This window comes from Nocardia sp. NPDC041819 (genome assembly GCF_055590505.1).
Window position 1 is genome coordinate 573,876 of record NZ_JBVJAP010000001.1, and the last position, 13,494, is coordinate 587,369.

General features: G+C 67.8%; 13 protein-coding genes. 7 read left to right on the top strand and 6 right to left on the bottom strand.

Annotated elements, in window-relative coordinates:
* Positions 1–67 precede the first annotated feature (67 nt).
* On the top strand, positions 68–1,423 hold the full coding sequence (locus ACZ6DL_RS02665; protein WP_466048566.1) for a TIGR03118 family protein: 1,356 nt from the start codon (positions 68–70) through the stop codon (positions 1,421–1,423).
* A gap of 48 nt (positions 1,424–1,471) precedes the next feature.
* On the opposite strand, the gene ACZ6DL_RS02670 is transcribed toward ACZ6DL_RS02665, so the two are convergent.
* The 3 genes from ACZ6DL_RS02670 to ACZ6DL_RS02680 all read right to left on the bottom strand — a co-directional run bounded on the left by ACZ6DL_RS02670 (position 1,472) and on the right by ACZ6DL_RS02680 (position 3,844).
* Positions 1,472–1,972: a hypothetical protein gene (locus ACZ6DL_RS02670; protein WP_466048567.1), complete on the bottom strand. Its 501-nt coding sequence runs from the start codon at positions 1,970–1,972 to the stop codon at positions 1,472–1,474.
* A gap of 282 nt (positions 1,973–2,254) precedes the next feature.
* A complete protein-coding gene (locus ACZ6DL_RS02675) occupies positions 2,255–3,310 on the bottom strand; it encodes a DNA polymerase III subunit beta family protein (protein WP_466048569.1) in 1,056 nt (351 codons plus the stop codon).
* 183 nt (positions 3,311–3,493) lie between these two features.
* Complete coding sequence (locus tag ACZ6DL_RS02680; protein ID WP_466048570.1) at positions 3,494–3,844, bottom strand: winged helix-turn-helix transcriptional regulator; 351 nt, start codon at positions 3,842–3,844, stop codon at positions 3,494–3,496.
* Between the two features lie 70 nt (positions 3,845–3,914).
* Here ACZ6DL_RS02680 and ACZ6DL_RS02685 point away from each other — a divergent pair, with 70 nt between their 5' ends.
* The 3 genes from ACZ6DL_RS02685 to ACZ6DL_RS02695 all read left to right on the top strand — a co-directional run bounded on the left by ACZ6DL_RS02685 (position 3,915) and on the right by ACZ6DL_RS02695 (position 6,388).
* Positions 3,915–4,673: an SDR family oxidoreductase gene (locus ACZ6DL_RS02685; RefSeq protein ID WP_466048572.1), complete on the top strand. Its 759-nt coding sequence runs from the start codon at positions 3,915–3,917 to the stop codon at positions 4,671–4,673.
* A gap of 62 nt (positions 4,674–4,735) precedes the next feature.
* Positions 4,736–5,674 (top strand): phosphotransferase, encoded by a 939-nt coding sequence (locus ACZ6DL_RS02690; protein ID WP_466048573.1) that lies wholly within the window; start codon positions 4,736–4,738, stop codon positions 5,672–5,674.
* A 261-nt stretch (positions 5,675–5,935) separates the two neighbouring features.
* Positions 5,936–6,388 carry a DUF4254 domain-containing protein gene (locus ACZ6DL_RS02695; RefSeq protein WP_466048574.1) on the top strand — a complete coding sequence of 151 codons (453 nt, stop codon included), beginning with the start codon at positions 5,936–5,938 and terminating at the stop codon, positions 6,386–6,388.
* Here the strand turns inward: ACZ6DL_RS02695 and ACZ6DL_RS02700 are convergent, their stop codons facing one another.
* The 3 genes from ACZ6DL_RS02700 to ACZ6DL_RS02710 form a co-directional block, all read right to left on the bottom strand.
* Positions 6,389–6,886 carry a hypothetical protein gene (locus ACZ6DL_RS02700; protein WP_466048576.1) on the bottom strand — a complete coding sequence of 166 codons (498 nt, stop codon included), beginning with the start codon at positions 6,884–6,886 and terminating at the stop codon, positions 6,389–6,391.
* A 92-nt stretch (positions 6,887–6,978) separates the two neighbouring features.
* A complete protein-coding gene (locus tag ACZ6DL_RS02705) occupies positions 6,979–8,367 on the bottom strand; it encodes an APC family permease (protein ID WP_466048577.1) in 1,389 nt (462 codons plus the stop codon).
* 99 nt (positions 8,368–8,466) lie between these two features.
* Positions 8,467–9,336, bottom strand: coding sequence for a helix-turn-helix domain-containing protein (locus ACZ6DL_RS02710; protein ID WP_466048579.1), 870 nt, complete (start codon positions 9,334–9,336; stop codon positions 8,467–8,469).
* A gap of 562 nt (positions 9,337–9,898) precedes the next feature.
* Between ACZ6DL_RS02710 and ACZ6DL_RS02715 the strand changes: the two genes are divergently transcribed.
* From ACZ6DL_RS02715 to ACZ6DL_RS02725, 3 genes are all read left to right on the top strand, one after another.
* Positions 9,899–10,570: a PAS and ANTAR domain-containing protein gene (locus tag ACZ6DL_RS02715; RefSeq protein ID WP_466049529.1), complete on the top strand. Its 672-nt coding sequence runs from the start codon at positions 9,899–9,901 to the stop codon at positions 10,568–10,570.
* Between the two features lie 283 nt (positions 10,571–10,853).
* Complete coding sequence (locus tag ACZ6DL_RS02720) at positions 10,854–11,966, top strand: terpene synthase family protein (RefSeq protein WP_466048580.1); 1,113 nt, start codon at positions 10,854–10,856, stop codon at positions 11,964–11,966.
* Between the two features lie 117 nt (positions 11,967–12,083).
* Positions 12,084–13,373, top strand: a complete 1,290-nt coding sequence (locus ACZ6DL_RS02725; protein WP_466048581.1) for a diguanylate cyclase domain-containing protein — start codon at positions 12,084–12,086, stop codon at positions 13,371–13,373.
* The last annotated feature ends 121 nt before the right edge of the window (positions 13,374–13,494 follow it).

The following is a 13,494-nucleotide window of genomic DNA, read 5'->3' on the forward strand; positions in this document are numbered from 1 at the left end:
TTTGCTCCACGCTAAGGTTAGCTTCGCCTTATCACCAATGTGGTGTGGTCGGAAAGGAAACAAGAAGTTGAACGGACGTTGGAATGAGTCGCACCGTGGCGGTCTGCCTCGGTCGCGGACCCGGAGCGGTCTGCTGCGCGCCTCGGCGCTCGGTGTCGCGTTGATCGTGGCGGCGGGCTGCTCGGACTCGAAGTCGGACGACGTGCCCGCACTCGACGGCAACAAATACGTCCAGACCAATCTCGCGGCCAATAACGCGGAGTACAAGGCGCAGTTCACTTTTCCCGACCTGGTGAACGCCTGGGGGCTGGCTAACCGGCCCAAGGGCGCCGGTGGGCACTTCTGGGTCGGTGCGGGCGGCAAATCGTTCCAGTTCGTCGGCGATGTGACCAAGTCCTCGGACGGGAAGGTGCAGAAGCTCTTCCAGGACGATTTGAAGATCGTCACCATTCCCGGCGCCGACGCCGACACTTCGGACAAGAGCGTGGGCAAGACCACCGGCGTGGTGTTCAACCCGGCGCCGATCAGCTCCGATCTGTTCGTCGTCCACGATCAGCCGGTGGAAGCGGAAGGCGGGCCGCTGAACGGTTCGGCGCGGTTCATCTTCGCCACCGACTCCGGCAAGATCTCCGCCTGGACCGAGTTGGGCTTCGAGGGCCGGATCGTGCGCCACGACGGGCCCGCGAACCTGGTCTTCGACGGCCAGCCGCAGGGGATGCAGTTCTTCGGCATCGCGCTCGCCCCGTCCGGTGACAAGCTGCTGGCCGCCGACTTCGGCGCCGACCCGCAGGTCCGGACGTTCGACCGCAACTGGCAGCTGATCCCGACCGCAGGCTTCGCCAACCCGTTCGCGACCGGCGAGGCGATCGACCCGGCCGCGCCGGAGAAGGGCAAGAAGGCCAAGCCCGGCGATCCCGCGCCGTTCAACGTCTCGACCATCGGTAACCGCGTGTTCGTCGCCTACGCCACCACGCAGCCGGACGAGAAGGACGCGACCGGGTTCGATGCCGGCGAGGAGGATTCGCTGGACAAGGACGAAGAGCAGGGCACGGGCGGCAAGCCGGACAAGGGCAAGCTCGCCGAGTTCGACGCCAATGGCAAGCTGGTGCGCATCATCGACGACGGCAAGCGCCTCAACGCGCCTTGGGCGGTGACGATCGCGCCGGAGGGGTTCGGGCCGCTCAGCGGCAAATTGCTGGTCGGCAACTTCGGCGGCGCCGGGCACGTGCTGGCCTACGACGACACCACCGGCAAGTTCGCCGATTACCTGCGCGATGCCGACGGCAAGCCGGTCGCGATCGAGGGACTGTGGGCGTTGATGTTCGGCAACGGCGAGAGCCTCGGTGACGCGGACTCGCTGTACTTCACAGCCGGGCCCGATGACGAGAAGGACGGTCTGTTCGGCAAGCTGCGCTTGAAGTAGGCCCGTTCCCGAGCAGCCCGCACCGGATCGGTGCGGGCTGCTCGCGCGTTATCGGCCACCGGTCGGCGCGGAGGCCCGGCGTTCGGTGTGCCGTTCGCGGATCGCCGACTCGACCTCGTCGACCGCCGTGCGGATCGTCGCCCCGTAGCCGTCGTCGGCGAGCGTGTGCAGACATGCGCGGGCGGCGTCGATTTCGCGCTGCGCGGCGTCGAACGAGCCGAGCCTGCGGTAGTCGTCGGCGAGGTTGAGGTGCAGTGACGGGTAGAACGCGGCCACCCGTAGCGATCCGTCGTAGCTCCGCGCGCGATCGTCGGTAAGGCTGTCGGCGGCGTCCAGCGCGCGGATGTCCCAGGTGAGCGCTTCGGCGGCGTCGTCGTGCAGGTCGGCGAGATAGTGGGCGAGGGTGCACCGGTGCAGCGGGTCGCCTTGCGGGCCGAGCGAGGCCCACGCGGTGAGCAGAGCGTTCCGCGCGTCGTCCGGGCGGCCATCGCGGCCGAGCGCGACAGCGCTGGTGATGGCGTCCATGGTGGGGTCGGTTGCCGAGTTCATGCGGGTCTCCTTCGGGGGCAGTGTGTGCATGGATGAGGTGGTGCTCGTGGGCGCATCCGGACGGCAGGCCCGGGTGCGGGGTGGGACGGCAATCGAAGTCGGTGGGCGCGGCCGCGAATCGGGCGATCGCAGCGGCGGGCCGAGGGGTGGGCTGACGATCAGAGATAGCCGTACTGGGGAACCGCGAGGTGGATGAACGGATTGCGGCGCCAGCCGACCAGAGGTGGCGCGGCGGGGCGTGCGCCGACTGAGGGATGTGTGCGTGATGGTCGTGCGCGACTATCACGAGGCGTTGTGGTCGGGAGGTCGGACCGGCATCGCCAGAGTGGTCAGGTCTCCGTCGGTCGCGGAGCGCAGGATCACCGGCTGATCGGCCGCGATGATGTCGAGCATCAGCTCGGGACCGAGCGCGGTGCGGACGGCTGGCAGCAGTGTCGTGGGAGCGAACGACAGTGTCGTGGCGGAGCCGGTGACCGTCGCGGGCAGGTGCTGTGCTCCGTCGGGGGTGGACGCCATGATCGCGGTCGGTCCGATCACGAATCGTACTGTGGTATCGGCCCTTTCGAGGATCTCCAGCATTCCGTCCCGGGCGACGATCGCCCTGGTGCGGACCGGTCCCAGTCCCGACAGCACGGCACGGTGATCCGGAAAGGATCCATCGATGACAGCCGACCGGTGTGTGCGGCCGTCTGCGGTCAGAATCAGTCCGTCGTCGGCCGGTGCGGCGACGACCTCGTCCATGTCGCGCAGCCGTTCGGTGATCGACTCGAGTCCATTCGGATCGAGCACCACGGACCATTCGCCGCCGTGCTGCCGCTTCGCCACCACGGTGCGGGTGGATAGACGGTAGCGGTCGGTCGCCGTTAGGGTGACGGCGTTCGCGCCCGCTTCCAGCAGAACCCCCGCCAGCACGGGAATCTCCCGAGTCCGGGCAGTGGCGGTGCGCACCTGCTCGAGCGCCTCCGCCAGCGCCGCCGCGTCGACTGCCACGTGAGCGCCGAGCGACTGTTTGACTACCGCGGCGACGTGCGCGGCTTCGCGCGCTCTGCGCGTCAGTTCCGCCACGTGACGATCGAGCAGGCGGTGCGCCCGCTCGGCGTCACCGGCGAGAATCTCCGCGATCGCGTCGAGCGGCAGCTCGATCGCCCGCAGCTGCCGGATGAGCGTCGCCCGTTCCCGGTGCGCCTCGGCGTAATAGCGGTATCCGGTCAGCGGGTCGACTCGGGCCGGAACGAGCAGGCCACAGTCGTCGTAGAACCGCAGCGCGCTCGCCGTGAGTCCGCTGGCCCGCGCGAGCACACCGATCGTGATCAACCCTGCGGGCTCCGAACTCGTCACCCGGCCATCATGGAGCCTCAACCAACTCGAAGGTCAACCCCGCCCTCCCGGTGCGACTCACCAGCTCACACACTTCGCCGGCAAGTCTCGGGCTCGGATGCGGAGAAGAGGCGAGCTCCGCTGATTCGACCAGCACAATCGCCCTGATCCGTGGACGTTGCGCGGGCACGGGGCGTGAGCCGGTCAGTCGGTACCGGCGTCGGTGGGAGTGACGCGCCAGCGGCGCGACCAGTCCCAAACCGGCCCCAACGCCGCGCCGAGTTCGATGCCCGCGGTGGTCAATTCATAGGACTTGTCGGGATTCTTCGCGATCAGACCCGCGGACTGCAGGTGCTGCAAGCGCACCGACAGCATGCTGGAGGAGCAATTGCCCATGCGTCTGCGCAGTTCGAGGAAGCCGAGGCGGTCGGGTTCCAGTTCCCACAGGATGCGCAGGATCCAGCGCTGGCCGAGCATGTCCATGGTGGCCAGCAGCGGCGCGTTCGCCGGGTCGTCCCGGCCGCGCGGCGGCTTGGGTTCGTTTGCGCTTCTCATTTAGAACCAGCATAGTGATTCTGAAATAGAAGCACTGGCCCGGGCCGCCGGGCGGACCGAGAGGGTGACAGTGGACGACACGACCGGACGGCGAATCGTTCTGATCACGGGCGCCTCCCGCGGTATCGGCGCGGAGACCGCTCGGGTGCTCGCGGCACAGGGTGACCACGTGGTGATCAACTACCGGGAGAAGGCCAAGCGGGCCGACACGTTGGCGGAGGCGATCCGGCGGGCAGGCGGCAGTGCGTCCACGGCGGGCGCGGACATCGCCGACGCGGATTCGGCAGGCGCCCTGGTCGCCGGGGTGGTCGAGGAGTTCGGCCGGTTGGATGTGCTGATCCTCAACGCCTCCGGTGGGCTGGAGCGCAACGCCTCGCCCGGTTACGCGATGGCCCTCAACCGTGACGCGCAGGAACGGCTCGTTCGACTCGCCGTGCCGCATATGCCTTCCGGTTCGCGGATCGTGTTCGTGACCAGCCATCAGGCCCACTTCCACGGCCGCAAACCGGTGCCCGCCGACTACGAACCCATCGCCGCCAGCAAGCGCGCCGGCGAGGACGCGCTACGCGCCATGATCCCGGAACTCTCCGCCGAGGGCATCGCCTTGTACGTCGTCTCCGGCGACATGATCGACGGCACGATCATCGTCCAGCTGCTGGAGCGCCGAAACCCCGACGCGGTCGCCGCGCGCCGCGACCAGGGCACGTTGCCCACCGTCGCGGAGTTCGCCACCGCCGTCGCCCTGGCCACCACCGCTTCCGCAGATCCGGGCCACACCACATACATCGGCGGCCAGGACTACCTCGACGCCTGCGAAACCACTTCCTGAGCCTTCATGTGAAGACGAATAATTCGTTGGCGAGTCGCGGGTGAGGCTCGGACGATGGGTCGATGGTGAATTACCTGGGCACTGCGTCGCGGACCGGGTGGGCCGAGGTGCCGCGGCCGGTGCGGCTGGAAGTAGAGCGTCTGCTCGGGGATGTCGTGTGCGCGGCCGTGGATCAGCGCGGCGGGTTCAGCCACGGCCTAGCGGCGCGCGTGCGCACCGTCGGAGGCGAGTCGGCCTTCGTCAAGGCGATCGAGGCGGGGGACGAACTCGCGCAGGTGTATCGGCAGGAGGCGCACGTCGCGTCGCGTCTGCCCGCGACGGCGCCCGCGCCGCAATGCCGGTTCGTCAGCGAGATAGCGGGGTGGTTCGTCGCCGGGTTCGATGATGTCGAGGGGGCGTTTCCGCGGCTCGACGATCCGGGGGAGTTGCAGGACACCCTCGACTTGGTGACGCGGTTGGCGACGCAGCTGACACCGAGCCCGCTGTCGGATGTGCCGACGGTGGCGGACGCCTATGGGCCCGACCTTGTCGGCTGGCGGACGTTCGCCACCGAGGGGCCGCCCGCGGACCTGGACAGCTGGTCGGTTCGTCACCTGACGGAATTGGCCGCGCTCGAAGCGACCTGGGTGGTGGCCGCGGGGGGAGACACCCTGCTGCACACCGATCTCCGGCCGGACAACCTGCTGCGGCGAACGGATGGTGCGGTGCTGGCTGTCGATTGGGCGTGGGCGTGCCGGGGCGCCGCGTGGATCGACCTCGTCGCCCTCGCACCGTCGATCGCGGCGGCGGGTGTCGACCCGGATCCGATCATCGCCACTCATCCGGTGACCCGCGACGTCGACCCCGCGGCTGTCGATGCCTTCGCCTGCGCGCTCGCCGGCTACTGGGCCGCGGCCTGCCGGAAGCCGGGGCCGCCGCGTTCGCCCTGTTTGCGACAGCATCAATCGACGTTTGCCCGGCTCGCTCGGGAGTGGCTGGCGTGTCGGATCGGAGGGCAATAGTCCCAGGAAAGATAGCTCTATCCTCGAAAAACGCAAGGTCACTGGATGTTTGCCACGACTGAGGGGCTCGGGCAGGGACCGGAAAATCGGGGCGATGGGCGTGTCGCGTGAGCGGAACTCGCCGAATCCGAGGCGGCAGACGCGACTCTCGGTCACGCTAGGCACATGTGGATGTTCGGGCAGTGCCGGGACACCGGCGAGGCAAGGCATCGAGGACGTGGCCCAGACGCGTCCATCCTGGTCGGAAGGGGAGTTCCGGAAATGGACCAGGCGTCCGAGGCCCGGGTGATTCCCGGCAAAGAACTGCTGCTGGCTGCCTTCCGTGGGTTGCCGCACATGGATCATCCGATGCTGGATGCGGCCGGCGAACTGGCTCAGCTGCACCAGACGCGCGAACGCACGCCCGCTAGCCGGTGCGACAAACTCGACCGGCGCCGGGCGCAACTCGTGCGCGGCATCGACCGCTGGGTCACCCTGGCGACGCCGATCCCGCCGCCCGCCGCTCCCGAGCACGCCGAGACCGTGGGCCGGATGGTGGACCGGCTGGCCATGCTGGCCGCCCAGGCATTCGTCGCGCTCACGCACGCGCCGGAATCGGTCTTCTACGACGCGTGGGTCCGGATCGATGAATTGGCCGACGGCTATCAGGATCTGGTCGACGATCTGCGTGCCGGGGCGAGGCGACTACCCGAGGGGCGCTACGACCGCTGGTAGCTATCGGTTACGCCCGAACAGCCGGAGCGACCGTTTACGCCGACGCGGCAGGGTCGAGTACACCATGGTCATGTCGGCGAAGACCTCGGCTTCCCGCTCGCGATCGGCGCCGAAATCCGCACGGCCTAGCACGTGTTCGATCGAGTGCGGCGAGATCGAGGGCAGGATGACGGCCAACGAGGGCGGCAACGGATCGCCGCGTTCCTGGTCTTTGTGGTGACCCAGCAGCATGTGACCGATCTCGTGCAGGATGACGTGATCGGCGTTGCGGCCGGTCGCCGCGGCGTCGTACACGATGATGTCGTCGTGCTTGCGTGCCACCCACAGGCCGCCTCCGCCGCAGCCCGTGTCGGCCAACATCGCCTTGGGCACGGGGTGCAGGCTGATCGAACGTCCGCGATGGGCCGCCACCGCGGCCAGATAGGCGGTCAGATTCCACGGGTTGGGGAGGGGCACGGTCCGGGTGGCATCCCCGAAACGGGCTTCCATGCTGGTCATCGGCGCCCACCTTACCTATCGGGCGGCGACTAGTCATCTACGGAATTCCGGCACACCGAGGGAGGTGATCCGCAGCGGCACAAGCCGATCGGTCACTCCGCGGGCGGCCCGCTGTCCAAGGGTTGTGCCCGCATGGCGCGAATGGCCAGGTAGTTCAGGCCCCACAGCGCGACTCCGATGGCCAGCAGCACGCCGGCGATGGCGTATTGCGCCGGGTTGCGGCCGGTGAACGGTGTGACCAGAAAGCCACAGGTGAGCGCACCCAGCACGGGCAGCGGCGTCGGCGTCTTGAAGTGTTTGTGCGGCACCGGGTCTCGGCGCAGCACCAGCACGGCGACGTTGACCACGGTGAACACCGCGAGCAGCAGCAGCGCCGTGGTACCGCCGAGTTCGGGCACTTCACCGACGAACAGGATCAGCCCGAGCGCGAGCAGCGTGGTGAAGATGATGGCGTTGAAGGGCGTCCGGCGCCGCTCGTGTACTCGGCCGAACGGCCGGGGCAAGACCCCTTGGCGGGCCATACCGTAGATCAGGCGGCTGGCCATCAGCATGTTGATCAGCGCCGAATTGGCGACGGCGAACATGGTGATGTAGGCGAAGACGTGGGTGGGGAAGCTCGGCGCGCCGACCTCGACCACCTTCAGCAGGGGCGTGTCGCCTTCGCCGAGCTGGTCGGCGGGGACGAGCGCGACCGCGCTGATCGACACCAGAACATAGATCAGTCCGGTGATGAGCAGTCCGGCGAGCAGGACCTTCGGGAAGATGCGGGTGGGCTCCTTGCACTCCTCGGCCATGTTCACCGAGTCCTCGAAACCGACCATCGCGTAGAACGCGAGCGTGGTGGCCACGATGACGCCGCCCACCGCGTTGCGCTCCCCGGTGTCGAACTCGACGATGCGCGAGAAGTCGCCGTCACCGACGCCCAAGGCCCAGCAGCCGATCGCGATGACGATCAGCAGACCGGTCAGCTCCACACAGGTGAGCACCACGTTGAGCTTCACGCCCTCGCTCACGCCGCGCAAGTTGATCGCCGCCACCACGGCCATGAACAGCAGCGCGATCACCGTCACCGCGGCCCCGCTGCCCAGATCCGGATCGAAGGCTTCGGCGAAGTTGGCCGCGAAGGCCCGCGAGGCGGTGGAAGCGGAGGTGATACCCGAACTCATCACCGCGAACGCGACCATGAAGGTGAGGAAGTGGATGCCGAACGCCTTGTGCGTGTACAGGGCGGCGCCCGCGGCGTGCGGGTATTTGGTGACCAGCTCGAGATAGCTGAAACCGGTGATGAGCGCGACCAGGAACGCCACGAGGAACGGCACCCACACCGCCCCGCCGACCTCGTTGGCCACCTTGCCGGTGAGCGCGTAGATGCCGGTGCCGAGGATGTCGCCGACTACGAACAGCAAGAGCAGCCCCGGCCCCATCACCCGTTTGAGTTCGGGCCCCGATTCCGATGTCGGACTCGCGGTGACTTCGGACATGCGTCCTCCCCTCGGCAGTAAGGGCGAGGGTACCCATTCGGCCGCGGAATAGTCGATCAACCGGGCCGTGCGCGCCGCGTTTCGCGGTGAGCGGACGCTCTACTCCATCCGGTCCATCCGGCGCGCGGCCTCCACGATCATGGCCGCGGAGTCGCGCGGGCTCAGCGCCATGGCGCGCAGCTGATCGAAAATGACACCGAAACGGCGGATTTCGGTATGGCCCTCGATCAGCTCGTCGCCCGCGATGCCCTCCACGTAGACCAGTTCGGGATCGGCGGGATCAGGGAAATCCAGCAGGGTGAAGGAGCCCGCCATACCGGGGTGCGCGCCCGCGTCGAACGGCAGGATCTGCAGAATCACGTTCTTACGCTTGATCTCTTGCATGAGCCGGTCGAGCTGACCGCGCATCACGGCGGGTCCGCCGACACTACGACGGATCGCGGCCTCGTCCATGACCACCCACAGCTCGAGCGGATTCTCCTTGGTCAGGTTGACGGCGCGGTCCATCCTGGCCTTCGCCCTGCTCTCCATGACCGCCGCCTCCAGCTTCGGCATCGAGGTGTCGATCACCGCCGTCGCGTACTCATAGGTCTGCAGAAGCCCTGGGATGATGGAGGTTTGGTAGTGCCGGGCCGACAACGCCTCGGACTCGAAGTTGATGTAGGCGGCGTAGACCTCCGACACGCTGCCCTCGTAGGCGCGCGACATGCCGGGCTTCAGCGCGTCGGACAGGAGCTCCAGCGCATCCTCGCGCTGCTCGTCTGGGATGCGGTAGAGGTCGAGCATGGCCATGAGGGTGCGTCGCTGCGGACGAGCCTGGGCGGTCTCGATCCGGTACAGCGTGGTGACGTTGATGCCGGTCTTCGCGCTGACCTCTTCCTTGCTGAGCTGGGCATTCTCGCGCATCTCGTGCAGCATCGCGGCGAGCCGCCGCAACCGGACGGTCAGTACGGTGCGCTTGCCTGCCATCAGTACAACCCTTCTCGCACTTGCTGGAACGTGTTATGACGTTCGCCCTCGAATGCGGCCTATGTGCAGCGGATCTGTGCCGAGTGTGGGCACAGCAACAGAGACTACCTCCAGTGATCCACGTTATGGTCAGTGTTTTCGCGGGCTCTGCGTTCGGCGGCCGAGATCGAGGGGTGAACCGAACCGGCTACTCGGTTGAGCCCGCGTGCGGATACTCGTGGACCCGCTCCGCGTCGGCATGCGGGCGGCGAGAACGCCGTGCGGCCGTAAAGCGACCGCCGGATGCCACCCCATGCGTCCGCTTCGTCCGCCGGAGGGTGGAGTCGGCTGGGGCGCTGCCGTGCCTGCAGGGCGGCGCTTCCGCGTGGATTCCGGCTCTCGCGCGTCGCGAACCCGCTATTGCGGCTTAATTGCTAGAGGTTTCATGGCTAATCATAAGGGTTGTTCCATGCAGGTAAATGGATCTTTATGGAGGATGCCGAGAGTTTGCCACAATTTGATTTCATCTCGTGTTCCGCGCCGTGGGCCGTGGGCGCCGATGGATAATGGCCGCGTGACGAGGATGGATGACCTCGCGCTGAGAAGCGCCTCCGCGATAGCGAGCGTCATCGCGGGCACGCCGCAGAGCGTGGGCAGCTTCCGCTTCTGGTTCGAGGATCAGCGATGGGAATGGTCGGACGAAGCGGCCGCGATATACGGCTACGCCGAGGGGGAGGCGCAACCCAGTACGGAGTTGCTGCTGGCGCACAAGCACCCCGACGACCGCGCGCTGGTCGCCCAGTCCATCGCCACCGTGGTGCGAACCGGTGAGCCGTTCTGTGGCCGCCACCGCGTCATCGACACCGCCGGGCGAACCCACCACGTCATCGTCGTCGCCGATCGCCTGCTCGACGACCGGGGGCTGGTGGTCGGCACCGCGGGCTACTTCATCGACGTGTCCGGCACCCTCGAGGAGAACCGGCAGGAGATCCTCGACGACACCCTGCCCGAGCTGGTCGAATCACGGGCGGTGATCGAGCAGGCCAAGGGCGTCCTCATGCTGGTGTACGGCATCAACGCCGAACAGGCGTTCCGGGTATTGCAGTGGCGCTCCCAGGAAACCAACATCAAGCTGCGGACGCTGGCGCGCCAACTGGTCGGCGAGGTCCCCGCGCTCGGCGGCGGCCCGGCCTCGCAACGAGCCTGCTTCGACCATCTGTTGCTGACCATGCACGACGTGCTCGCGTCGAAGTGAGCCCGGTTCCCTGACCGTCAGCCGATAGATCGATCGTAGGTCGCGCGCCGGAGGGCTCCGGTCGCTGCCGCGCGTCCGGAACCGGCCGCTTGCCTCCATGCGCCACCGCGACCCACCCGCCGCGGCCGAACCCGCCGTTTGCCGCGGCGTCGCCGTCGAATGCCCGGCGTCTCAACGCTATACGGGGCGAGGGTGTTGCGTGATCTTCGCCCTTCGACCGATCCCACTGCCGATAAGTCGGAGACAATTCATTAGAAGTAACCATAGTGGGAGGGAGTCCGTTGTGGTCAGTGAGTACACATCGGCACTCGAGCGGGAAATCCTCGACATGCGCGGGCAACACCAGGTGTTGCTGCGGACCGGGCGGCAGTGGTCGTTGCGCGCGATGTTCGGCACACCCGACTGGGACATCGTCGATTACTGCCGCGACTTCCGGCCCAACCGGTTCGGCGAGCAAGCGTGCGCGGAGGTGGAACGTTTCTGCCGCGAGCACGGCATCTGGCTCGAGCGCGCAGGACCGCACTACAACAGCATGACGCCCTACCTGCACCCCGGCGCCGTCAGCGCCGAGCGGATGACGATCATCGGTCTCTACAACGCGATTCTGTTCTGGCTCAACGACACCGTCGGCCGGGAGAAGTTCGGGCACCTCCGCGACGACGAACAGCGCGAGGCGCGGGTGGCGATCGACCGGCTGTGCGTGCTCCTGCGCACCCGTTCGGTCCCCGAGGACGCCACCGCTCTGGAGACCTCGACGTCGGCGTTCCTCGCGATGCTGTCCGCCCTCGCGGACCCGGCCTGGCTCGACCGGTTCGTCGAATCCACCATCGAGCACCTGCGGCCCGCGATCCAGGACCAGAACGCCCGGGCTCGCGGCGGATTGCTCGGCGTCGCGGAGTACATCGATCTGCGTGCGCAGGTATCCGGCATGTATCCGGCGATCGCGCTGTGCGAGTTCGGCCGGGACGACTACCTGCCCTGGGAACGCATCCGGCACGCCGGGCTGGCCGAGGATCTGCACCGGTTGCGGAAACTGACCGTCGAGATCGGCGCGCTGATGAATGACGTGTTCTCGTTCGAGAAGGAGTGCATCGTCGATCTGGCGGATTTCAATTTGATCCCGGCGGTCCTGCTGAACCATCCCGGATGGTCACTGGAGGACGCCGTGCAGGGCGCCACCGAGATCGTGCGCGCACGGCTCGCCGAGTTCCGTGAACTGGGCGCGGTGGCCGCCGAACGGTGCGACCGCCTGGCCGCGCAGGACGCCGCCTTGGCGGCGACGGTCTCGACGCATCTCGCCGATCTGGTCGCGTGCGTCCAGGCGACCTGGGTCTGGCAGATCACGACCCTGCGGTACAAAGGCGCGTCGATCTTCAGGGAGAACGGGTTGCAATAGCTCCGCTATCTCGCCATTGCTGGGAATGCTTCCAGGCGGCAGTACTCGACGGTCTCGAACATCTGTGGATACGATGCGTCGGGGGCTATCTCCGGCCTGAATGGTGAGGGGGTTGCGGTGGAACAGATCGAACTCGCCAGGATGGCGAACTTGTGGTGGCGCGCCCTGCAGGCCGTCGCCGGTGGGTCCGCGTCTGTACCGGACCCCGAGGTCGTGCTGCTCGGGATGGTCGAGGAGTTGGCTTCCGGCCTGGAGGCAGAGCCCTTCGACGCGGGCGTCGGTCACCGCGTGGGCTCGGCACTGGTCTCCGCGGGGCTGCTCGGCCCGGCCGTGCCCAGTGCATCCGCCCAGGTCCTGTACGGGCTGGCCGAACACCGGGCGGCCCCGGAGACCGGACGGCGGCTCGCGGCGCTGCTCGCGGCGGTCGGGCAGGGATACGAGGCTCAGGCGCGCGCGCACGAGGAAGCGGTGCGCGAGGCACGCCGATCCGACGACGCGCGGTTCCGCGTGGTCTTCGACAACGCCGCGATCGCGATCGCCATCGGTGACACCGACGGCACCTTGCTCGACGTCAACCGCGGCTTGGCGGAGATGATCGGGGTGCCGGCGGAAGCCCTGCGCGGGGTGTCCGTCTACGACTTCGCGCACCCGAGCGACCGCGAGAGCATCCGCACGCTGGTGTACGAGAAGCTGGTCCCGGCCGGGCAAGGCACGGTGCGACTGGAACAGCGGATCCGCCGCGCCGACGACAGCTACGGGTGGGCGTCGTTCGCCATCACCTTCGTCAAGGGCGTCGAGGGGCAGAGCGATTACCTGCTCGCGGTCGGCGAGGACGTCACCGAGCAGCACCGGATGCGCGAGGAGTTGCACCGGCAGGCCCGGCACGACCCGCTGACCGGGCTGCCGAACCGGCGTCATCTCATCGAACGGATCGACGCGATGATCGCCGACGCCCGCAACGGGGATCGCGCGGGATTGTGTTTCGTCGACATCGACCGCTTCAAACACATCAACGATCGCTACGGCCACGGCACCGGTGACCAGATCTTGACCGCGGTCGCCGGGCGCCTGCAGGACAGTGTGCGTGAATCGGGGTGCCTGGTCGCCCGCATCGGCGGCGACGAGTTCGTCGCGCTGATCCCGCCGCCGGCCAGCGACCACCGAGTAGCCACCGTGGCGAACAGCCTGCTCGAAGCGCTTGTCGATCCCATCACGGCGGGCGACCGGCGACTACGCATGTCGATCAGCATCGGCGCGGTCGTCACCGCGGTCGCGGGCGCGGACGCCGAATCGCTGCTCGACGCCGCCGATACCGGCCTCTACCGGGCGAAGGCCGACGGTAAGGGGCGGTGGGTGTTGCACATCCTGGACACCGACACCTCACGCGGTCCGCAACCGGTGTTGTGAGCCGCGCGAACGATCCGTCGGCGTGATCCTCGCGCTGGGCGATTCCGGTCTGGGATGTCGCGTGGCCGACGCCCGTAGCCGGAGTGACGGTCGTGGGAACTCCGGCAGCCGTTCGCGCGGG

Excerpts from the sequence above, each read along its gene's own strand:
- ACZ6DL_RS02680 (WP_466048570.1), bottom strand. The coding sequence starts at position 3,844 with ATGAGAAGCGCAAACGAACCCAAGCCGCCGCGCGGCCGGGACGACCCG.
- ACZ6DL_RS02695 (WP_466048574.1), top strand. The coding sequence starts at position 5,936 with ATGGACCAGGCGTCCGAGGCCCGGGTGATTCCCGGCAAAGAACTGCTG.
- ACZ6DL_RS02690 (WP_466048573.1), top strand. The coding sequence starts at position 4,736 with ATGGTGAATTACCTGGGCACTGCGTCGCGGACCGGGTGGGCCGAGGTG.
- ACZ6DL_RS02705 (WP_466048577.1), bottom strand. The coding sequence starts at position 8,367 with ATGTCCGAAGTCACCGCGAGTCCGACATCGGAATCGGGGCCCGAACTC.
- ACZ6DL_RS02710 (WP_466048579.1), bottom strand. The coding sequence starts at position 9,336 with ATGGCAGGCAAGCGCACCGTACTGACCGTCCGGTTGCGGCGGCTCGCC.
- ACZ6DL_RS02670 (WP_466048567.1), bottom strand. The coding sequence starts at position 1,972 with ATGAACTCGGCAACCGACCCCACCATGGACGCCATCACCAGCGCTGTC.
- ACZ6DL_RS02715 (WP_466049529.1), top strand. The coding sequence starts at position 9,899 with ATGGATGACCTCGCGCTGAGAAGCGCCTCCGCGATAGCGAGCGTCATC.
- ACZ6DL_RS02700 (WP_466048576.1), bottom strand. The coding sequence starts at position 6,886 with ATGACCAGCATGGAAGCCCGTTTCGGGGATGCCACCCGGACCGTGCCC.